The 21,903-nt window shown below is 52.5% G+C and carries 18 protein-coding genes, 1 rRNA gene and 1 other RNA gene; 11 read left to right on the top strand and 9 right to left on the bottom strand.

All coding sequences use genetic code 11. The features are described 5' to 3' along the window. Positions 1–174: 174 nt before the first annotated feature. The 3 genes from H142_RS13815 to H142_RS13810 form a co-directional block, all read right to left on the bottom strand. Positions 175–1,653: ribosomal RNA gene (locus H142_RS13815) — 16S ribosomal RNA — on the bottom strand. 1,183 nt (positions 1,654–2,836) lie between these two features. Continuing rightward, positions 2,837–3,340, bottom strand: coding sequence for a GNAT family N-acetyltransferase (locus H142_RS0100835; RefSeq protein WP_017930198.1), 504 nt, complete (start codon positions 3,338–3,340; stop codon positions 2,837–2,839). Between the two features lies 1 nt (position 3,341). Continuing rightward, positions 3,342–3,923, bottom strand: coding sequence for a DUF2799 domain-containing protein (locus tag H142_RS13810; RefSeq protein WP_017930197.1), 582 nt, complete (start codon positions 3,921–3,923; stop codon positions 3,342–3,344). A 113-nt stretch (positions 3,924–4,036) separates the two neighbouring features. Here H142_RS13810 and H142_RS0100825 point away from each other — a divergent pair, with 113 nt between their 5' ends. The 6 genes from H142_RS0100825 (at position 4,037) to H142_RS0100795 (ending at position 11,649) form a co-directional block, all read left to right on the top strand. Further along, complete coding sequence (locus H142_RS0100825; RefSeq protein ID WP_017930196.1) at positions 4,037–5,056, top strand: patatin-like phospholipase family protein; 1,020 nt, start codon at positions 4,037–4,039, stop codon at positions 5,054–5,056. A gap of 131 nt (positions 5,057–5,187) precedes the next feature. After that, positions 5,188–5,847 carry a DUF2959 domain-containing protein gene (locus H142_RS0100820; protein WP_026147675.1) on the top strand — a complete coding sequence of 220 codons (660 nt, stop codon included), beginning with the start codon at positions 5,188–5,190 and terminating at the stop codon, positions 5,845–5,847. Positions 5,848–6,118: 271 nt separating this feature from the next. Continuing rightward, positions 6,119–7,252 (top strand): helix-turn-helix domain-containing protein, encoded by a 1,134-nt coding sequence (locus tag H142_RS0100815; protein ID WP_017930194.1) that lies wholly within the window; start codon positions 6,119–6,121, stop codon positions 7,250–7,252. 110 nt (positions 7,253–7,362) lie between these two features. Continuing rightward, positions 7,363–8,949, top strand: a complete 1,587-nt coding sequence (locus H142_RS0100810) for an amidohydrolase family protein (protein ID WP_017930193.1) — start codon at positions 7,363–7,365, stop codon at positions 8,947–8,949. 649 nt (positions 8,950–9,598) lie between these two features. Next, entirely contained in the window at positions 9,599–11,017 is a 1,419-nt protein-coding gene (locus tag H142_RS0100800; RefSeq protein ID WP_017930191.1) for a hypothetical protein, read from the top strand. Beyond that, entirely contained in the window at positions 11,014–11,649 is a 636-nt protein-coding gene (locus H142_RS0100795; RefSeq protein ID WP_017930190.1) for a hypothetical protein, read from the top strand. The genes H142_RS0100800 and H142_RS0100795 overlap by 4 nt, the downstream gene beginning before the upstream one ends. On the opposite strand, the gene H142_RS0100790 is transcribed toward H142_RS0100795, so the two are convergent. Next, on the bottom strand, positions 11,577–11,990 hold the full coding sequence (locus tag H142_RS0100790; RefSeq protein WP_233341529.1) for a rhomboid family intramembrane serine protease: 414 nt from the start codon (positions 11,988–11,990) through the stop codon (positions 11,577–11,579). The genes H142_RS0100795 and H142_RS0100790 overlap by 73 nt on opposite strands. A 317-nt stretch (positions 11,991–12,307) precedes the next feature. On the opposite strand from H142_RS0100790, the gene H142_RS0100785 reads away from it, so the two are divergent. Next, the gene (locus H142_RS0100785; RefSeq protein ID WP_017930188.1) at positions 12,308–12,892 is read left to right on the top strand and encodes a hypothetical protein; all 585 of its coding nucleotides are present in this window, start codon (positions 12,308–12,310) and stop codon (positions 12,890–12,892) included. Positions 12,893–12,924: 32 nt separating this feature from the next. Here the strand turns inward: H142_RS0100785 and H142_RS0100780 are convergent, their stop codons facing one another. The 4 genes from H142_RS0100780 to H142_RS0100765 form a co-directional block, all read right to left on the bottom strand. Next, on the bottom strand, positions 12,925–13,719 hold the full coding sequence (locus H142_RS0100780; protein WP_017930187.1) for a thymidylate synthase: 795 nt from the start codon (positions 13,717–13,719) through the stop codon (positions 12,925–12,927). 67 nt (positions 13,720–13,786) lie between these two features. Beyond that, positions 13,787–14,902, bottom strand: coding sequence for a M14 family metallopeptidase (locus H142_RS0100775; protein WP_017930186.1), 1,116 nt, complete (start codon positions 14,900–14,902; stop codon positions 13,787–13,789). Between the two features lie 54 nt (positions 14,903–14,956). Further along, positions 14,957–16,099 carry a hypothetical protein gene (locus tag H142_RS16010; protein ID WP_017930185.1) on the bottom strand — a complete coding sequence of 381 codons (1,143 nt, stop codon included), beginning with the start codon at positions 16,097–16,099 and terminating at the stop codon, positions 14,957–14,959. Beyond that, a complete protein-coding gene (locus H142_RS0100765; protein ID WP_017930184.1) occupies positions 16,096–17,208 on the bottom strand; it encodes a M20/M25/M40 family metallo-hydrolase in 1,113 nt (370 codons plus the stop codon). The genes H142_RS16010 and H142_RS0100765 overlap by 4 nt, the downstream gene beginning before the upstream one ends. Before the next feature lie 104 nt (positions 17,209–17,312). Between H142_RS0100765 and H142_RS0100760 the strand changes: the two genes are divergently transcribed. From H142_RS0100760 to ssrA, 3 genes are all read left to right on the top strand, one after another. Then, the gene (locus H142_RS0100760; protein WP_017930183.1) at positions 17,313–17,627 is read left to right on the top strand and encodes a DUF2853 family protein; all 315 of its coding nucleotides are present in this window, start codon (positions 17,313–17,315) and stop codon (positions 17,625–17,627) included. A 93-nt stretch (positions 17,628–17,720) separates the two neighbouring features. Next, entirely contained in the window at positions 17,721–18,287 is a 567-nt protein-coding gene (locus tag H142_RS0100755; RefSeq protein ID WP_156811842.1) for an EF-hand domain-containing protein, read from the top strand. 26 nt (positions 18,288–18,313) lie between these two features. After that, positions 18,314–18,674, top strand: a transfer-messenger RNA (tmRNA) gene (gene ssrA, locus H142_RS16570). Positions 18,675–18,925: 251 nt separating this feature from the next. Here the strand turns inward: ssrA and H142_RS0100750 are convergent. Further along, on the bottom strand, positions 18,926–20,329 hold the full coding sequence (locus tag H142_RS0100750) for a Do family serine endopeptidase (protein ID WP_017930181.1): 1,404 nt from the start codon (positions 20,327–20,329) through the stop codon (positions 18,926–18,928). Positions 20,330–20,491: 162 nt separating this feature from the next. On the opposite strand from H142_RS0100750, the gene pyk reads away from it, so the two are divergent. Beyond that, on the top strand, positions 20,492–21,901 hold the full coding sequence (gene pyk / locus H142_RS13800) for a pyruvate kinase (protein ID WP_017930180.1): 1,410 nt from the start codon (positions 20,492–20,494) through the stop codon (positions 21,899–21,901). Positions 21,902–21,903: the final 2 nt, after the last annotated feature.

The following is a 21,903-nucleotide window of genomic DNA, read 5'->3' as shown; positions in this document are numbered from 1 at the left end:
TTGCGCGGGCAATGTCTGAACTATTTGGAAAGAGAAACGAAGACGGCGGCAAACCGTTATAGTTTTGAAAGTCACCTGAGATTATCCGAAGATAATTACAGGGCTTTCGATGTTTCATCAGAGATCTAATCTCGGCCATCTAATAAAAGATGAATTTGACCAGATCGTCCTTAGAAAGGAGGTGATCCAGCCGCAGGTTCCCCTACGGCTACCTTGTTACGACTTCACCCCAGTCGCTGACCCTACCGTGGTTGGCTGCCTCCAGTAAACTGGTTAGCGCACCACCTTCGGGTAGAACCAACTCCCATGGTGTGACGGGCGGTGTGTACAAGGCCCGGGAACGTATTCACCGTGGCATGCTGATCCACGATTACTAGCGATTCCAACTTCATGCCTTCGAGTTGCAGAAGACAATCCGAACTGAGACGCCTTTTAGGGATTAACCCTCTGTCAGCGCCATTGTAGCACGTGTGTAGCCCTACCCATAAGGGCCATGAGGACTTGACGTCATCCCCACCTTCCTCCGGCTTAGCACCGGCAGTCTCCCTAGAGTGCCCAACTAAATGCTGGCAACTAAGGACGAGGGTTGCGCTCGTTGCGGGACTTAACCCAACATCTCACGACACGAGCTGACGACAGCCATGCAGCACCTGTCACTCATCCAGCCTAACTGAAGAAATCCATCTCTGGAAATCGCGATGAGGAAGTCAAGGGTAGGTAAGGTTCTGCGCGTTGCTTCGAATTAAACCACATGCTCCACCGCTTGTGCGGGCCCCCGTCAATTTCTTTGAGTTTTAATCTTGCGACCGTACTCCCCAGGCGGAGAGCTTAATGCGTTAGCTGCGTCACCTACATGCATGCATGCAGACAACTAGCTCTCATCGTTTACGGTGTGGACTACCAGGGTATCTAATCCTGTTTGCTACCCACACTTTCGTGCCTCAGCGTCAATATCTGTCCAGTAAGTCGCCTTCGCCTCTGGTGTTCCTCCTAATATCTACGAATTTCACCTCTACACTAGGAATTCCACTTACCTCTCCAGAATTCTAGACTGACAGTTTTAAAGGCAGTTCCAGGGTTGAGCCCTGGGATTTCACCTCTAACTTATCAATCCGCCTACGCACGCTTTACGCCCAGTAATTCCGAACAACGCTAGCCCCCTCCGTATTACCGCGGCTGCTGGCACGGAGTTAGCCGGGGCTTCTTTACTAGGTACCGTCATTATCTTCCCTAGCGAAAGAATTTTACAACCCTAAGGCCTTCATCATTCACGCGGCATGGCTGGATCAGGCTTTCGCCCATTGTCCAAGATTCCCCACTGCTGCCTCCCGTAGGAGTCTGGGCCGTGTCTCAGTCCCAGTGTGGCGGATCATCCTCTCAGACCCGCTATAGATCGTCGCCATGGTGAGCTTTTACCTCACCATCTAGCTAATCTAACGCAGCCTCATCTATCACCGATAAATCTTTCTCCCGGAGGACGTATACGGTATTAGCGTCAATTTCTCGACGTTATTCCGTAGTGATAGGTAGATTGCTACGCGTTACTCACCCGTCTGCCACTGTCCACTACCCGAAGGTAGCTTATCGTTCGACTTGCATGTGTTAAGCCTGCCGCCAGCGTTCGTTCTGAGCCAGAATCAAACTCTCAGGTTGAGAATATTGAATCTAACTGTCGTCTGGCATAATTGATGGCCGAAGCCATCTTTCATACTTATTGCGTTCAAAGAATACTTGACGAGTACACCACATGAACAATCCGTACACGGCTTGCTCATATAAGCGATACTCATTCTTGTATTCAAGAAACGTCAAACAGTCAGTCAACAAATGTGCTTCTCTGAATAAATCCAGATGAAGCTCACAGCTCACCGCCGCCTGCGTTTCTCTTTCCATAATTAACAATGTCAAACAGCGTGATTACCAAATAAATGGCTCTCAAAAAATATGGCCCCCGAGAGGGCCGCCCTATCGAATGTGACGTTTTTGCGACGCCCCTTCTCAAGGTTGGCGGTGTTTAGGGCTAACCCAATCACCTGTCAAACGCCTTCTTCATCTTTTTTCAGTTTAGTTCAGTTGGTCATTTGACCTTCTGCCTTACCCTGAAATCCGGCGAAAAACTTTCCTGCCACCAAACCGAAATCCGGGTTCATGAAAGCTAAACGTTAGACTGAGCCGCCAAGTCAATCCGTTAGGCGACTCAGCGAGGAGCCAGTATTTACGTCTCTGAAACGAAAAATGCAAGCAAGATTGCGCATAAACCGCATTTTTTTCTGCATTTTAGTGTTTTTTAGCCGTGATGAGCGCCTAAAGCTGCGATGAGCGGCCTATTTGCAAACTAATTTCATCACTTTATATCCCATATTGCGCAATTCGCTGCGCCGTTTGAATCGCTTTGCGCAATGACACGGGCGGTAATTAGCCCCTTATTCGCTCAAAATCATCAATGGCTATGGAATTATCTGGTAAGATTCGGGCTATCAATTCGGATTGGTCTTATTATGAGGAGCTTGAAGGGGTGCTTTCGGATCACTTCAAGATGGGCTTTGCTGATTTAAATCGTCGTATCCGCTGTTCACAGCCACGATATTTGCGAAACGAATGTCATCATATGCAGCGCATAAAGTTGAAAGTCCTGCACAAACCCTATTGCGACCACCCGATAATAAGCTTTTTTGTCCTGTCAAATCTGTGCAGAGCCGCTTTTTCAGCGATTTCGCCTGTCCTGAACCGCAAACGATTCTCTGGCAAGTGAAGAAAGAGGGTGATTACGTGTGATTCCCTCCACGCGGATACGTGTCTTGACTTTAAAATCCCGGACTTCAGATAGCCGCCGGCTCTAATCCAGATTCAACGTCACAAAAACAACGTCCAGCCAGCGGCCGAATTTCCGTCCGATCTCATCAAGCCGTGCGCTGCGGGTAAAACCCAGCCGGTCATGAAAGCGAAGGCTGCCTTCATTCTGCGCGTCGACAGCGCCGATCATGATATGATATCCGCCGGCCTTAGCCAGTTTGATCAGCTCGCCCATTAACATGGACCCGACCCCTGCCCCGCGCAGATCAGGCCGGATATGCACGCTGTGCTCGACCGTGTAGCGGTAGCCCGGGCGGGCGCGAAATGTGCCGTAAGTGCCATAGCCCGCAATCTTGCCGTCATCATCTACGGCCACGATAAAGGGAAACCCCTCTGACAGCCGCATTTGTCCATAGTTTTCGATGTCGCCGAGCGTCGCGGGATCGTCACTATATATCGCCGTGCTGCGCGCCACGACGTCATTATATATAGGGAGTATCTCGGCGTAGTCAGCGGGCGCCACGTTACGCAATGAAAATGCGGTCAATTCAATAGTCCCGGTAAGCTTTGGGAAGGCCGTTCGCGCGCTCAAATTCACGCATATCAATTAGAGCCGTCGCCCGCTCATCCTCCAGCCGGTCGCGTTTACGGCGCAAGCGGTCATATTCGTCTTCACCAATTTCATCGCTACGCATCCGCACGCGAATATCTTCGATCTTGTCATCGAAATCCTGCATGCGGCTTTGCAATCGCGTATGCTCGACCCCGGCCTGATACTGCACGCGGCCATCCTCATAGGCGATCCTGAAATCATCGCCGGTAAGCGTCCCCGCGCATATTCCGGTATAGGCCATGCCGCTGACGCCCATATCATAGGCTTTTTCGGGCACGCAATAGAGCGCCAAGCCGCGCTCATAGCCACGTTCATACGCCCGGCTATCCGTATCCAAGCCATATTCGCTGCATGTAGTGGAATATTCTGCGATCTGGCTGCGGCTTACGCCGTTCAGTCCATCACGATAGCCCAGATCCTGCCAGTTTCCGGCCGCGCATTCACTCTCAGATATACTCGCACAGGCCGGCAGCAGCAAAAGCGCCGTAGAGCCCATTATAACGGTTTGGATGTTCATATCTCTCCCCCCATGGCCTTGGTTTACGAATATGGCTCCAAATTTCCAAGCTTAAAGCGGATTTATTTTGATTATGACGCGCCGTGGCTTACAAAGACTCAAAGGACAGTCTTATGCGATTGCAAACAACGCCAAATGTACATGATGACCATATTGATGGAAACCGGAGACATCCGCCGCTGGGTATTGCGCTTGGCGGCGGAGTGGCGCGCGGCTGGGCCCATATCGGCGCCATTCGCGCCCTGATCGAAGCCGGCATTCGTCCGGATATTGTCGCCGGGACCTCTATCGGCGCGCTGGTCGGCGCAGCTTACCTCTCAGGCAATCTGGACGCGCTGGAAAACTGGGCGCGCGCCCTGACCCGTAACCGTATGCTCTCTTATATGGATGTGCGCTGGGGCGGGGCCGGCCTGATGCGCGGCGAGCGTATCGGCAGAGTGCTCAAGCATTATATGGGCGATATTCGTATTGAAGAACTCGACCGAAAATATGCCGCTGTGGCGTGTGATCTACGCACGGGCTATGAAGTGTGGTTTCAGGACGGCCCCCTCGTCCCGGCTTTGCGCGCCAGCTACGCCCTGCCCGGCGCGTTCGAGCCCGTTAAAATCGACGGGCGCTATATGATTGACGGCGCGCTGGTCAATCCCGTGCCCGTCTCGGCCTGCCGCGCGCTGGGCGCGCATGTCGTCATCGCGGTCAGCCTGAACGGTGACGCCTTCGGCCCCATCGGCACAAATAACGAAGTCGATTTTGACCGCGAGCCGCTCCAATCCGATGACGAAGACTTAGAGCCGCTGGAGCTTGCGGCGCGCAGCCTGAATAAGATGCGCCCCGACCGCCTGCTGCTGCGCTCTATGATCGGCGGCAACGGGCCCGGCGAAGGCCCGCGCCTTGGATCCGTCATGATGGGGGCGCTCAATATCGTTATGGACCGGATTTCGCGCTCCCGCCTCGCCGGGGATCCGCCGGACGTCTTTGTCGCGCCGCGTGTCGGCCATATCGGCATGCTTGAATTTACCAAAGCCGACGAGCTGATTGAGCGGGGCTACCGCGCAATGCAGCACGAAATCCCCCTGATCCGAAGCGTCATTGACGTTCTGTCAGGCCTGCCGGGCAGCCATACGGTAAGTTAGGGTCAACCGCTAATCCGGTCACGCATAAGGTTGGGTATCAGTAAACTATGGCAAACCCACATTTACGATGTTAAGATTTGATGACGCAGTGTCTTTGGTCTCGGAAAACAAGGTAGGATAAAATGCGATATATGAAGCATAACTTAGTTGGAATAATGGGCGCACTGGTCTTGACGCCAATTTTAGTCACGGGCTGCACGACCGCGGCTTACAATATCCAGGAGAAGTTCGGGATTGAGAAGCGTGACATTCTGGTGGACCGTGTCCAAGACGTCGCGAAATCCCAAACAGAGGCCAAAGAAGAATTCAAAGACGCGCTGGAGGCGTTTCGCGCAGTCGTGGCTGTCGATGCCGGCGCACTCGAGGATGTCTATGATGATCTCAGCCGGGCTTATGACCGCGCCCGGGGTCAGGCCGATGAGGTTCGCGCGCGCGTTGATGCCGTCAAACGCGTCGCCCGCGACCTCTTCCGCGAGTGGGACAGTGAACTGGACAGCTATTCAGATGCCGGTCTTCGCCGCGCATCCGAGCGGCAATTGCGCGAGACGCAGCAAAGATATGAGGTCCTCACCGACAAGATGGATGCCGCAACGGCGTCCATGGATCCCGTCCTCACAGTCTTCAACGACCGGGTTCTCTATTTAAAGCACAATTTAAATGCGCGCGCGATTGCGGCCCTCAACACGGAAACCGCAGATCTCGAAGATGATGTCGCCCGCCTTATCGCCGAAATGGAACAGTCTATCTCTGCCGCCGACGCGTTCATTGCGGAGATGAACGGAGCTACTTAGAGGTTTTGATCGGGCGTCAGGAAATCTTAGGTATGACGGTAACGGTAATCCGCATAGCAGACTAAATACTCGACAAAGCCTAAGGGTTGCTTTGCCCCTGCAAAAGCGGACATGGTGAGAGCCCGTTTTGAGGTGGTTTTAGGCTCTCATTGACATGCCTTATGAACGCTCTTTCAGTCACTGATTGACCAAGATCCATAGTTGCTGATAGTTGTTTGAGACAGCCCGAGAGCTCTCCGACTTCTGCCGATTCAGAAGATGAGTGTAAAACATGTCGACGTTACAGGAATACATATCGGTTATTGGGAGCTTTCAGGGGTTTTTATTGTTTGTCTTGTTGGTCACCGGCTCACGCATGACAACTGCGAGCCGCATTTTGGGCGCGGTCTGTTTATTGATTGCTTTGACTTTCCTGTTTCCATTCCTGTTGTTGAATATCGAGAACAACATGGTCATGTGGAGTATCGGCTGGCTTTTCTATCTTCCGGCCATATTAGGGCCGGCTACCTATTTATATTGTCGTAGTGCGCTCACTGAAAAGCCAATAACGGTAAGTGATCTTGTTCATCTTATCCCTTTATTGTTCTGCTATGTAATGACTGTCGATTTGCTTATAGGCGATCCGCAAGAAATAGCGCAGTGGATCGCGGGCACTTATTCCGAAGATTGGCGTTTGTCCGCGAGTGAGTATGTGATCGTAGCTCAAGCCTTTGGTTATGGCGGATGGACGTTGGCGATGATTTTGCGCTATCGCAAGCAAGCCCATGCCAATCTGGCAAATTTCAACGTGTCAGTCTTTAGATGGCTGCTCTTAATGCAGTTACTTATTCTAACAGTCGTGGGGCTGAAAGCGTTACCCGGGCTTGGGTCTGCCTCAGAAACTTATTCTGACATTGCTAACCTGCTTCTGGTACTCTTCGTATACTTTATCGCCGCGATGCAATGGCGCAATCCCCAGTTCTTTATAATCTCTGGTCTGACCGCAATTGAAAACACACCAACTCCACAAAGGGAGAGCACACGTATACGCGAGCAAGACGGTGAACTGGATCCAGCCATTCGGACGGAGCTTTTCAAGACAGTCAAAAGCCAGTTTGAAAGCGAACAAATTTATCTAGACAGTACGCTGACCTTGGCAAGGCTCGCGGCAGCGACTCGCCTAAGCAAGCATCATTTGTCCGAAGTCCTGAACCGACATGCGGGCAAGAACTTCTATCAGTTCATCAATGGTTATAGAGTTGATTTTGTATGTAAGCGCCTTGAGGAAGGTTCAACCCAAAACATTCTGGATATTGCGTTGGAGGCAGGATTTTCCTCCAAGAGCACGTTCAATGCTATCTTTAAGCAGTTTACCGGGCGCACCCCGACGCAATACCGCAATAAATTAAAGTTAGAAGACGTCTGAACACGTCGATTCGGACGTCCAATTCGACCTATTTGGACGCACACTCACAGAAAAACTGCTGAAAGGTGATGGTTTATGTAAATCAGGCAAATCACACAGAGGGTTAATCAATGCAAAAAAATACAATCATGACGTGGGGCTTGCGGGCCGCAGCTGTAATCGTCGGTTTGGTCGCGTTGGCGGCTCTTGCGCTCACTGTGTATATCAATAGCGTTTGGGACCCCGTCTTTGGCAGCCAAACTGAGCTTGCAGATCATGCTCAGTTCGCAACAGATATGGAACCTATTGCGATTACTCATGTCAGCGTCTTGTCGCCAGACGGCAAAGAAATGTTAGCGGATCAAACCGTGTTGTTGGATGATGGGGAGATTATTTCCGTCGCGAACGATGGTCCCGTTCCGAAAGGTATGACGGTCATTGACGGACAGGGTAAATATCTGATCCCTGGCTTGACGGATTCTCATGCCCATCTTCACCGCAGCCCCAATGATCTGTTACTTTATGTGGCAAATGGCGTGACGCAGATTAGAAGTATGAATGGTTCATCGGCAGATCTAGTGCTGAGGGAAGAAATAAAGAATGGCCGTATTGGTCCTCATTACTATGTTTCGTCACCTTCGATGAATTCTGATGAAGGCTGGGGGCCCGTTAAGGGGGCTTTACCTATCCCTTCTTGGATGCCAGAGCGATTGCATATTTGGTTCATTGAAACAGCTTTCAACCATGAGTCCACGGCAACCACAGAGCAAGCCGTAAGAGAAGCAAGAGAGTTTATTGAGCGCGGCTATGATGGTCTCAAGCTATACGGGTTTCTAACCATGGATAGCTTTCGTGCTATCCTGGATGTTGCCGAAGAATTTGATATCCCAACAGCTGGCCACCTCCCTGATGCGTTCCCTTTAAGTGAATTGCGTACGACTAAACTGAATGAGATCGGTCATCTTGAGGAGATTTATAAAGCATTACAGCGAGAGTTTGCTGGTTCCGAATCTGAGGGTCGTGATACCTTCCTTGCGTTCGTTGATAGCAGGAAAGAAGAAATCATCGGTGATCTGTTGGCGAACGATATTGCTGTACACAGCACGCTTTGGTACACGGAAAGCCTAAACGAACAAATTTTTGACCTCGATTCCAAAATAGTCGAAGTACAGCTTGGTTATGCCAACCCCGGAATTGTTAAAGGTCATCCTTCATCCGGGACTTCGTGGCTACCGGGGTTTAACAAATTTCAGACCTATGCCGGGAATACGCCTGAGGAGATAGCGCGGAACAAAGAGTTTTGGGATGTCAGAGAAAAGGCTCACTATATCTTATTAAAGGCAATGGTTGATGGTGGCGTCACAATTTTGGCGGGAACAGATTCAAATGGGTGGTTGGTGGTTCCGGGCTTTTCTCTGCACGATGAATTACAATCGCTGAATCTTGTAGGCATGTCTCCCGCACAAACACTTTACTCCGCAACGGCAGCACCAGCCAGATTAATCAATAATAATGCGGGTGTCATTGAAGCAGGCCGCCGCGCTGATCTGGTTTTGCTCAACGAAGACCCGCTCGCCAATATTGAGAATACTAAATCAATCGACACTGTCATTCTAAACGGTCGTGTTCTGGATCGCAGCAAGTTGAACGCAATGCTGGAAGCCGTTGCAGAAGCCAACGCTTCCAGCCGAAATTTTGATATCAGCTTGTATCAATAGGTCGCTTGAATAGATGCTCTGTGAGTGCGACAAACGGACGGTCGCCTCACAGAACAATCAGTCTTAGAGATACATCCTCGCAATCATCACAAAACAATCTATAAAAATCAGCGTTTTAGATATTTTCCCGTCAATCTCATCCCCGCCCTCTCATTCTCTCCTATCTTTAAACTGTCTCTTGTGGCGGGCCGGGTGTCGACGTTCGGAACTTATGAGAGATCGGTATTGGATTCGGGAGAAGTGGGGTTACGGCCTACGTCAAACAGGTTTGGGAGCATTCTGCGCTGCGGAGTGTGACCTTAGCGAGAGCCGCGTATCGGCCGTGAGATATCGCCGCGAAGCTGACCCTTCGTAAAACATTTCTCTTCTGGTCTCCATCGGAGGCTCAGCTTCGCGGATGAGTCCGCACTTTTTAATTCCCGGCTCGTCCAGCGACGAGACTCGCCTCTTGTTTTTGCGGCGCGCCGCCGCCGGAAGGCCCGGCGCGCATGTGGTCACCCGATGGGCCATTGCACGATATTCTATGCCAAAAATAAAGCAAACCATCCACAGCAATCCGCTCGCCCCCAACCCGCATGGCACAGGGCTTGCTCTTTAACTCATATTAATGCGCTAAAGCGCCAATAACTGTGCTTAAGAGAGACACTTAATGGGTTTTAATGTCCATAATGCTAATGACAATGTCCCGCCCATGATGGGCGGACATGTCGGACTGACATTGCGCGCAACGCCCTATAACCCGGATGTGCATCACAGCGCGGCAGATGTCCTGACCGGTCACAGCACGCCGTCCACAACAGCCACGTTCGGGCAATTTGGTTTCCACAGCCCTCAGCGTGCAAGCCCGAAAACTGATGAAACACCCCCGGCGCATGTCGCGGGCGGAGTTAGCGTGCTGCTCTGGCTCGCCAGCCTCGCGGCCACCGGATGGACCGTATATTCCGGCGCGGCCGGTATTGTGCAACTGCTCGCCGTAATTGTGCTGTTATGGGCGTCGCTGGCCCTGTCCTATACCCAAGCCCGCGCGGCAAATTCTGTGGGACGGGAAGTCGGCGCGTTGAGCGCGCTTCTCGCTTTTGCCGGAACCATATATGTTCTGGCCGCGCATTTCGGTCTGCTGGGCACTGCTGTCATGTCGGCAGGCGTGCTGACCTGCGCCGCACTGGGCCTGGGCTATGTATTGCATAGCCGGATATGCCTACGCGCCGCCGCATTTTTGGGACTGGCTTGGCTCGCCGCCGGATTAACCGCAGCCGGCGCGCCGCAGATCGCATGGGGACTGCCGCTATTCGGCGCGCTGGCCCTGATTATTTCCGCGCACCGGCATGATCAGGCGGCCTTCAGCCTATCGCATTTACCGCTTTATGGATGGCTTGGCGCCGCCTTATCCCTCGCTGTTCTCGGCGGGATTATGCCCGCTATACATGCCGTCTGCCTTGTCATGGCCGCGGCCTTTACGGAGTACCGCGCCGGGCGCTATCTAGAGCAGCGCCAAAGCAGTTTTGGTCAGGCGATGAGCGCGTGGGGATGGATTATTTTCATGACCGCGCTGATCGCCGCCACGGATTTCTGGCTGCGCGGAGACGCCGTTCCATGGACATTTGACACGCTGACACCGCTAGCTTCGGCAGGCTTCATCATGGCCGCGCTCGCGGCTATATTCGCCATCATTCTTATTGAGATAGCCCGCATAACTTACCGCCCGCAAAGCGTGCTGGCCGCTCTGTGTATCCCCGTATTCATTGCGGGCGCATTATTCATTCCGGCCTATGCCCACATCATTGACGGCGCGGCCGGCATTATTCCGCAATGGGCCGGTGTGACACTGCGTCAAGGTATTGGATTGATATTTGGCGGCATAAGTTTTGCCTTGGCATGGCGTCATATTTTAACCGGCATTCGCCGCTCACAATCGGGGAAAATTTTCGGCGGGATCGCGGCGATAATGGGGCTGAGCGTGATTGCGCTAGATCATATATTAATGACCCCGCAAGCGCTGATTATTTTTGCGGGCGCGGCTCTGCTCGCTTTGCTGGCGTCGCGAAACTTTGTTCAGGCTGACACATGATCTCTTCGTCCCCGCCTTCAAATATGGCCCGCTTGTCTACGGGGCTCGTCCTCATCGCCGCGTTAATCCTCACCGCCATTCCCGTCGGGGCCCTGGCCACGCGCTCTGTTAAGCTCAATGCCGGACGGACGATCACGCTGCCGGTCCAGATCACGCGCGCCCAGGATAAGTCGATTGTGCCGCTGGTTGACATCGCGACACCGTTACAAACGCTTCTCCCGGCGCAGCTTTCGGGTGATAATTATTTCTCGGTGGGGGATACGGTTTATGTCTTTCTAAAAGACGCCGGAACTGTCTGGTATCCCTATGCCGTGTTGCGGAAACTCCCCTATCACGGCGAAAACCTTCGTGATGACCAAATCATGCTCGCGGGATATATTGTCAGCATGGATGACGGAGAGATCAAAGTTGAATATGGGTTTGACCAAATTGCACCTCGCCGTGATTTTGTACGTGATGCCCTACGCCGCTCCGGCCAGCAGACACAGCTTGAACTCTCTGTAAGCGATCAAGGCGTTGGAAGAGTGTCGGGTCTGTGGCTCGACGGAAAACATTATTCTCAGCGGCCGAGCCTGAATCTGACGCTGGACGGTTTTAACATAATAACGGAGAGCAGCGCCCCGCCGGCATAACCGCCCATATGCGCCGCCACGGCGGTCGAAAATGGCGCGATACCCACAGCTTCGGTAAAAACGATGACAACTTGTATGACAGCCCATATCAATCCGAACTGGACAAGACGGCTACGCCCGCCCGTGGCCCACGCCATAGCCGCGAATAAACCCGACGCCCCGCCGGAGGCCACTATAGCGCCGCCCGACTCACGGGCCAGCATCCACCACGCCCATTGCGCGAGGCCGCCAATAATAACACTGCCCAGAAAAATGCTGAGAAATCTCAAGACTTTACGCCAGCCCTGCCCTGCGGCCTCGCACGCCACTGTTCCGAAGATGACAATCATAACGCTGTTCATGATTACATGTCCAAAGTCCGCATGAAAAAAGCCGTGTGTCAGCAGTGTATAAGGCGGGCTTAACTGTCCATTAGCATAGAACAGCGTTCCATATTGAAAGAGCAAATTGCCCAGACTATGGGGTAAAATTACGATGATATGGATCACGAATAATAGTACGCAGAGATAAAACGGCGTTTTCTCTCTAATATTAAAAAATGGCTCGCGTTGGGACATAAAAGCTAGGTGGGCTATCAGGACTTTATTCTCAAGGGAAACTTTGTAAGTGTATGAGATAATATAATCTAATTTAAAGTGAATGAAGAAAGCGAACGTCAATGCATTGGTTTGTACAGGTTAGTGAACAGGTTTACGGACCCTATGATGACCACGCCATGCAGGGATTTGTCGCCGAAGGCAGAGTGACGTCACAATCGCGCATCACAAATAATCCAGCGGGCGGATTTTATGATGCCAGCGCCTACGACATTTTCAATTTTTGGGCCGGTACCGGGCAGAGTCAACTCAGTGCTGCGTCCGGGCAGACCGCCCAATTGCTCTCATTTTCAGCGAAACGCGAAATCTCAGACGCCGCTAATGAAAGCGCGCAGCAACAGCAGCCTACTCCCGTGAAAGATACTGATAACGACGCGACATTTATTATTATGGCCGAAATTAGATCCACAGATGCCATGACATTTTTGCAAATCATGCAAAGCTTCGGCCGCACGGAACGTATTGGAGAAACTTTGTGGGCGCTGCGCAGCGCCGCCAGCGCCGAGAAATTGCGCAATGCCCTATCCCAGACGCTTGGCCGGCAAGACCGTATGTTTATTGTGGACAGCGCTAATAACCGCACAGCGTGGTTTAATATCGGCGCGGATCTGGACAAACGTATTCGCGATCTATGGTCAGAAGACTAAGCTATTCACTTCTAATTGAGTTCGTCAGGTAATTACACCGCGACCTTACCGGCAATATGCGGGTGAGCCTCATAGCCATAAATTTTTACATCTTCATATGTGAAGTCGTAAATTGAGGTAATATCTCTATTGAGCTTGAGGCGCGGCAGCGGCTTGGGCGCGCGGGAGAGCTGTTCTTTGACCTGCTCAAAATGGTTTGAATAAATATGCGCGTCACCGAATGTATGGATGAAATCCCCCGCCTTCAGACCACAAACATGAGCCACCATATGCGTAAGTAATGCGTAAGACGCGATATTAAACGGTACGCCAAGGAAAATATCCGCGCTGCGTTGATATAGCTGGCAACTCAATTTGCCGTCTGCAACATGAAACTGAAACAAACAGTGACAGGGCGGCAAGGCCATATCGTCGACATCCGCGGGGTTCCACGCACTGACAATGTGACGGCGGGAGTTTGGGTTTGTCTTAATGGCGTCGATAACTTTATCAACCTGATCGATGACGGCGCCATCCGGGCCTTCCCATCGCCGCCACTGCTTACCGTAAACCGGGCCTAAATCGCCGTTCTTATCGGCCCATTCATCCCATATGCGCACGCCGTTATCCTGCAGATATTTAATATTGGTATCGCCCGCGAGAAACCAGACCAGCTCATGAATTATAGATTTTTTATGCAGCTTTTTCGTCGTGACCATGGGAAAACCCTCAGCCAGATCAAAGCGCATTTGGTAGCCGAATACACCGCGCGTCCCCGTTCCGGTGCGGTCCATCCGGTCGGTCCCGTGTTCCATGACGTGGGAAAGAAGGTCTAGATATTGCTGCATATACGCAGCTTATCCGATTCGACGCGCGGCGCTATTGGCCGCGCGCGGAAAGCTGTGAGCAAACAGCCTAAAGCTCATCAACGACAGCCAGCATGGCGGGGATAACATCATAGCCGAGTTGGGCGCTGCGTTCTGCTGACCACCCGAAATCAGCATCGGGATGGTTGGCATCATCCTTAAACGGCATTTCCAAAGTCGCCGACAGCGCGCGGAAGCGATGCGCGGTATAATTGGTTGCCATCGTCAAATTAGCTTTGCCCGGCGCGGTGACGCCATAGCCAACTTTGCGCTGAAATGCGGGCGTGGCCTTTTCATACTCTGCCTGGAATTTATCTAACAGGTTTTGATCGCGTTCCGTAAAGCCGGGCACTCCTTCACCGCCGGCAATAAAATTATAGGGCAGAGCCTCATCGCCATGAACGTCGAGCGAGAGGTTCACTCCCGTCTCATCCATCTTGTCCATAACGAGTTTGACTTCAGGGCTACGGTCCATCGTGGCAATACCCCATTCCCGGTTCAAATTTGCGCCCGCGCCATTGGTGCGCAGATTGCCCCGCGAGGTCCCGTCAGGGTTCATATTCGGCACGATGTAAAACGACGCCTTTTCGCGCAGCGCCATGGCCGCCGGGTCATCCTTATTGGTCAGCCGTCCTAGAAAGCCTTCCATCCACCACTGCGCCATGCTCTCGCCGGGATGTTGCCGTGCATCTACCCAGATGGTTTTTGGGCCGCCCGGAATATGCAGTAGATCAAGGTTCTGTCCGTCCAGAGTCTTACCCAAAACGCTATGCTCTACGCCTTCGGTTTCAGCATATTTCTTAATAAGAGCCTGATGGCGTGCCATCGGATAAGGTGCAAAATAGGCATACCAAACCGTTTCATGAGACGGCGTATGCAGGATATTTAGTGAGCCATCCTCATATTGGGTCGGCACGCGAAACCAAGTTTCGTTATCATAGCTCGCGCAGGCCGAATAGTTCTCCCATCCGCCGACATAAGCCGCCGCACCCGCGTTTTCGAGCGCCATATTCAAGGTGCGGCCCTGCACGCCGTCAACGCGGTAATAGAACCATTGATAAAAATCAGAGGCGTTGTCTTTATTAATATTTAGGCGGATGGCATCTGGATTTTTAGCTTCGACGACTGCGATATTGCCACCGTCAAAATCTGAACTGATCTTCATAAGTCTTTCCCTGTAAAATTTTAGCGGTGATTACCAAAGATTCGCCGCACAAATCTAGTCATCCTTAATATATTCAAAGTCATGCGGCGCATTGGCGGCCGCGATGATTGCGCCGGGGATTTCCGGCGCGTCCAGCCCGGTCCAGAATATCCGCCAATCACCGTTGACCTGCATACCGTCACAGGTATTCATGTACCAATTATTAAACGAGTTTTTCTGTCGTGAGCGCCAGAAAAAGGCCGGTATCTCGTCGCAGCACGCCTCCCAGATATCACGGGCGATACCCTCCCCGCGAGCGGCCCGGCTTACCCAGAATTTGGAAAGATAGGGTAGTCCGGATAGCTGCGTGAATATAGCGCCACCGCGATAGTCATCTTCTATAAAAACACGGTGCACCGGACGTTTGAAAAAGTCTTTTGATAGAGACTTTGCAAATGACTCATCAATACCGCTGCGCAGTCTGGTTTTATCCAGCCCTTTATAGCTATCAAAAACGGAGATGGATGCCTGCCGGCGCAGCATGGTTCCCGAACCTTTTGTCGTGAATAATTCCTCGAGCAGATTAAGCGGAGAGGCCATAACATAGCTGGCACGAATATCGGGCTGCGCGGCCAGAGTGCCGGCCATTTTGATGAATTTCGATTGTCCGGCAGACAAAGCATCGACATTCAAATTTTCGTCAAGTTCGCTCAGCTTAATAACAGGAAGCCGTTGACCATCACGCCGCAAACCCCCGGACGGCTGTAAGAAGATGACTTTACCCGGATTTAATGCGGCCGTCAGGCTCTGCAAATTCATCTTCCCGCGCCGCTCGGTCATCTCCAAAATTACAATCCGGCCCGCTTTGGATTGCCGGGTCACATCGGGCAGCAGCCCGTATGAAGCACAGTTGAGCTTGCTAGTTTTTATGCTGGCGGCTTCCATTTCTGTCATAAGCCTGCGGGCCTGAAACGTAATTGAAGTCCGGTCGTCATCCAGCGCGCCAACAAGCAAGACAGGCGTCAATTGCAAATCCGCAAGCATACGCAGATCGCTAATCAGAGCTTTGAGTAGCGGGCTTTTTAGGCAGCGCGGGTCAAGCACGATGAGCGCAAACCGCTCCGGCGCTTCGTCGCGAAAAAGCCTCGCATAGAACTCGGCCTCGTGCTCAGCGCCTACTGCAGCAAGGCTGCGCATAACCGTTTCTCGTAAACTCATAGATACTCCCCGCTCAGCGCGCGCGAATAAACATCAATTGTGGCAGCAAGTTGGCCTAGCGTGACAAATTCATTAGGCGCATGCGCAACATTTATATGTCCCGGCCCGAAGACAATGCAGTTCTTACCCGTTTGCGCCAGCATAGCAGCTTCCGTCCAATAGGGCAGATCAATACCTTTATCCGCCAGCGGGCCAAGTATGGATTTAAATGCGCTTATATCATCACACGCAAAAGCGGTGTGACGGGCCAGCTGCGTAATTGCGCCGCGCGGTCCCGCGGTATTCATAATATTTAGAATTTGTTCAGCGCGCACATTAACATCATCACCGGGCGGCGGACGCAATGACATGAGAAGCTGCGCCTGTGTCGGAATAACATTATGGGCGCCGTCGCCCTGTAAACTGCCAACATTCATGCACAGACCTTTAAACCCTTCGGGCCCAACGTTTAAATGCGCCGCGCCGAAATCGCCCAAAGCGCTGGCCACGCGTGCAGCGTCCAAGGCGGGCGCGGGCGTTTGATCTGCGGCGCTGCTATGCCCTCCGGGGCCTGTAAAGTCCTGCGCGAAAGCAGCGAAGCCGCGGTGGCGAAGCCCGGGAAGCGCGCCGGTCGGCTCGCAGATTATGGCGAGAGGCGCGTCGCTATAATCGCCGCGCGACACGATCTGCGCCATCAATTCACTGCCTTGCTCTTCATCTCCGGAAAACAACACGGCAACATTTTTAGGCGGAGCCAACGCCATACATGACAAAACGCAGGCGATGGCCCCCTTAATATCAGCCGCGCCCAGACCGTAAAGCCGCTCGCCCTTTCGGGTCAATGTGAGAGGATCCGTATCCCATCCCTGCCCGCTGGGCACGGTGTCCAGATGAACATTTATAATAACGCGCGGTCGGCCCCATTGCGCTAGGACATAGGCGCCGTCAGAGCGCGCCCTGCTGCGTAAGGCTGTGCCTATTTTTAGACTATCAGGATGATATGTTTTTAGGCATTGCGCGAGATATTGCGCGCAGGGCAATTCATCGCCGACCCCATTGCGGGTGTCAAAAGCCACTAAATCAGCCAAATACCCGGTCAATACCGTCATATCTATAGAGGTCGCAGCCATATTGCGTTCTACCTGTCCCGACTTAAATTGAAAGGCGCATTTAGCTTGGCAGAACAATAAATAAGGCTTAATCCTTTAAAAGTTCAATCTTTACGAGAAATGTTATGGCCAAAGCAGCAGATTACATTGCAGATGTCCGGCGTTACGATCCGGAGGCAGAGCAAAGCGTTGTCCAGAAAATCGTGACCCATTTAGGCGCGGCCTTGAAAAATGACGACGCCAAATTTGTCGTGTGCACGGACCTGGCCGAGACAGACAGCATTAAAGAAGACTGGGTCGAAGGGACGTTGGGACTGTCCGGCGATACGGCGAAACTCGTCAATGATGTGTGCGAGGAAATGCAGGGCGACAACCGCAAACAACGCGTCACATTTTACTACCTGACCGCCAGACATGCCGGAAAGCTCGGCGATATATAATCATCCTGCGCTGCGTTGCGTATAGACCCTGCGTCACGCTGCGCGTTACCGATTATTTAGCCCAAATTCATAATGAATGTGTTACGCACCGTTATGAAATATTACTTTGCTATACTTACCTCCGCTCTATTTCTGACGACAGTCATTAGCACGCCGGCTTATGCCGCTGACCCCGATGACATTATTAAGACAACGCCGCGGGGGAAAAAAGCGCGGTTTGACTCCCCCGATGGCCGCGCCGCGGCTTTGTCCGGTACTGTGCAGTCCCGCCCCGTATCGCTTATATTCACAGGCTTTGACGCCAATCATGACCGCATCGTCAGCCGCTCCGAACTTGACGCCGGATTGGCGCGAGAGTGGTCGGCGATGAATACTAATTTTTCCGGCAAAGTCAGCCCGATCACTTTTGAACGCTGGCAGATCAGCGCAATGGGCAGTAAAGAGGCTTTGCCTTCGCGCGTGACCTTTGACCAGGATTTGGACACGATGGTATCGGAGTCAGAATTTACCGGGCTTCTGACACAAATATTTACGGATATGGACAAGGACACCGACAACGCTCTGTCCCGCGAAGAACTGGTGTTTAACGCCACGCGCCGGATCGTGGTGAAAGAAAAACGCACGCGCAGCCGCGAGGACACCCTACCGCGGCGATTCTAGCGGCAATATGCTGCCGAGAACATTTACCCCTTTAAATTCTGCCCCATAGCCTCTATATTAATAGGGCTGGCTTGCCAGCTATGACGATAAACGCGCCTGTCATAAGCGGGCTGGACCCGGGGGCGGTACCCGGCGGCTCCACCATAAGGGTTTGGATTTTTCCGAACCTTTATAATGGGGCCGAAATAGGATCGACAGACGTCTAAAGAGGTTAGCTTTCGTTCGCATGGGTCTCCGTTAAAGGCCTCGTTTTAACATCTGCAAACGATAATACAGCAGAAGAGTTTGCTCTAGCCGCGTAAGCAGCCCGAGTATTCTCGACCTAACTCCTAGGCTTCAACCCCTAGGCGGGCTCCGGGGAGTAGCTGGCAACAGAAACTCCCCACTTTCACGTCCAAACCCAGCGCTTTATAAACCTTGCGCATCTGTTTATGCGCGATGTTGGGTTTCCCTAGCCGAATCACGAGAACTCAGCCGAGAAAGCGCTCCATATTCCGGACATTTAAACGCTCACGCTCTAATCTTTCACTCAAAGATATCCGAGCTATATGTTGCGACAAGACCGCTATGGCCATTTTGATACGGACTGCTTTAGAGACTGCAATCCGGAAATATATCACACATAGTGCTTATCAAAATTATTCGATCGCAACAAAAATTTGACTGCGTCCGCGCTGCACGGTGAGAGCCACTACGCCGGACTTACCGTCAATCAGGGTCGAGAAATCGTCCACATCGGTGATTTCGCGGCGATTAATCTCGCGGACAATATCGCCGCGTCTTAATCCGGCTTCGTCGGCGGCGCTTGTGCGTTCAACATTGCTAATAACAACGCCGTCATTACCTCCGCTGGGGGATATCTCACCGGGGATATTCATCACCGTCGCACCACGAAATTTAGCCGTACCCGGTTCAGGTATGTCCTCCATAGCATCGTTATCGACAGGAAGATCATCCTCGGTAATGGCTTCGACGCCGATTGAGGTTTTACGCGTTTTTCCGTCGCGATTATAGCTCAGCTTGCTGGTTTTTCCGAGCGGAACAAAGCCGACAGCATTGCGCAGATCCCGCGAGCTTTCAATCGCCTCGCCGTCAAATGTCGTTACGACATCTCCCGCCTTCAAACCAGCCAGATCAGCCGGACTGCCTTCAGCCACTTCGGCGATCAGCGCGCCTTTTTTTACTTTCAAATCCAGCGCTTTAGCGAGGCCGGGCGTAACGTCCTGTATGACCACGCCAATACGCCCGCGGCGCACCTCGCCATATTCGAGCAGCTGCGCCATGACGTTTTGCGCCATATCGACAGGAACGGCAAAGCCCACGCCAGAGCTGGTTCCCGAACGCGAGATGATCGAGCTATTTATCCCGATCAGCTCGCCTTTGGAATTGACCAAAGCACCGCCGGAATTACCCGGATTAATTGAGGCATCGGTTTGGATAAAATTCTCATATTTATCGCGGCTGCCACTATAACGCTCCATGCCGGACACGATGCCGGTCGTGACGGTCAGGCCAACACCGAAGGGATTACCGATGGCGATGGCATAATCGCCGACTTTGACATTTTTGGCATCGGCAAATGTAATCGCTTTTAAGTCCTTAGCGTCGATCTTGATGAGCGCCAGATCGGTTTTATCGTCGCTGCCGATAATTTCGGCGTCAAATTGGCGGCCGTCATGCAGCGTGATCGCAATGTCTTTTGCGCCGTCAATGACGTGATGGTTGGTCAGAATATGGCCCTTGCGCGCATCGACAATGACTCCGGATCCGGCGCTGACAGCATCGCGCTGACGGGGCTGCTGCTCTAGCAGGCCTTCGGGCAGCATATCGCGCAACTGCGGCGGAAGCATCATGGCTGTTGTGCCGCTGCTCTTACGGCTGGTGACGCGAATGGACACAACCGCCGGAACAGTGCGCTCAACAGTCGGAGCCATGGTAACGACGCCGCGTTTTGCGTCCATCGCCATCTGGGCATGTGCAATTTGCGGGACAAGACTGAGCGACAGCGCAGTAAAGGCGGCGCTTACAAGATAAGTTTTCATAGGATTCTCCATATTTTGACTTATTTTAGAATGTTAAAACTGTCTACGGTCTTAAAAATCCGTCATATTGCAGCGGACATTCAAAGCGCCCGCCTAAAATGATAGCGCTGTCATTTTAAACCTGAATCGGTTAGACACCGGCAAAATATACTGGGAGACCTCATGAGAAACCGCCTTGCTAAAATCGTCGCCACAGTCGGGCCGGCCAGCGCCGCACCCTCCAATCTGGAATTACTTTCAGATGTCGGCGTGGATGTGTTCCGGCTCAATTTCTCGCATGGTAAGCATGAAGGGCACGGCAAGGTTGTCGACGCAATTCGCGAGATCGAAACGCGGCGCGGCCGGCCCATTGCCATCGTCGCCGATATGCAGGGGCCGAAAATCCGCGTCGCGACGTTTTCAGATGATCACATAGAGCTGCGCTACGGCCAAACCGTCACGATTAAAATTGGCGATGATGAAGGCGGCGACGGCGTCATTTATATGCCCCATCCTGAGCTTTTATTAGCGCTTAAACCGGGATGTTATCTTAAATTTGATGATGGAAAACTATCGGTCAAAGTCACGGCGGTCGGCAAAGACATAACCGCCATTGTCGAAGTCCCCGGCAAGCTTGGAAACCGTAAAGGCGTCAATGTGATCGGCGCTGTGCTGCCGGTCTCGGCCATGACAGACAAGGACCGCAAGGATATGGTTTTTGCGTTGTCCAAAAACGTTGATTTCATTGCCTTGTCCTTTGTCCAAACCGTTGAAGATGTGACCAATGCGCAAGAGATTATCAAAGGCCGGGCGGGGCTCATTGTAAAAATCGAAAAGCCCAGCGCCGTTGACGATATCGAAGAGATTGTCCGCGCTTCTGATGGTGTGATGGTTGCGCGCGGCGACCTGGGCGTCGAGCTTCCGCTGGAACAGGTTCCGGTTGTGCAGCGCCGCATCATCCAGGTTGCCCGGCGCCTCGGCCGTCCGGTGATTGTCGCCACACACATGCTGGAGTCTATGATCGACAGCCCGACGCCAACGCGCGCCGAAGCTTCTGACGTCGCCACAGCCATGTATCAGGGGGCGGACGCTGTAATGCTCTCGGCCGAAACGGCCGTAGGCCGTCACCCCGCAACAACAGTGGCCATTATGGACCGCATCATCCGCGCCGCCGAAGGCGACCCAGATTTCTGGGAGGGCTTCAAAGGCGATAAAATCAACCGCCGCACCACAGCAGAAGACGCAATCAGCGCCTCAATTCACACCATCGCGCATACGCTGGAAGCTAAGGCCGTATTCGGCTATACCAGCTCCGGATCCACCGTAAAGCGTATTGCCCGCACGCGCCCGCCCTGCCCCATTATCGGCCTGACTCCCCATAAGCATATTGCCTCGCGCATGGCGTTGACCTGGGGCGTGACGCCAATCATCCTTAAAGATCCGGTCAATTTCGACGACATGCTGGGCAGTATTAATGCCCTTGCAAAGTCGGAGCTTGGACTCAAAAAAGGTGATACCGTTCTTGTCTCCGCCGGCATACCCTTCGGACAGCCGGGCACGACTAATACGCTTAAAATTGGCGTGGTGGAATAGCC

Origin of the sequence: Robiginitomaculum antarcticum DSM 21748, assembly GCF_000365025.1 — a bacterium.
GTDB lineage: Bacteria > Pseudomonadota > Alphaproteobacteria > Caulobacterales > Maricaulaceae > Robiginitomaculum > Robiginitomaculum antarcticum.
The sequence above is the reverse complement of the archived record's forward strand: the minus strand, read 5'-3'. Positions and strand labels throughout refer to the sequence as shown.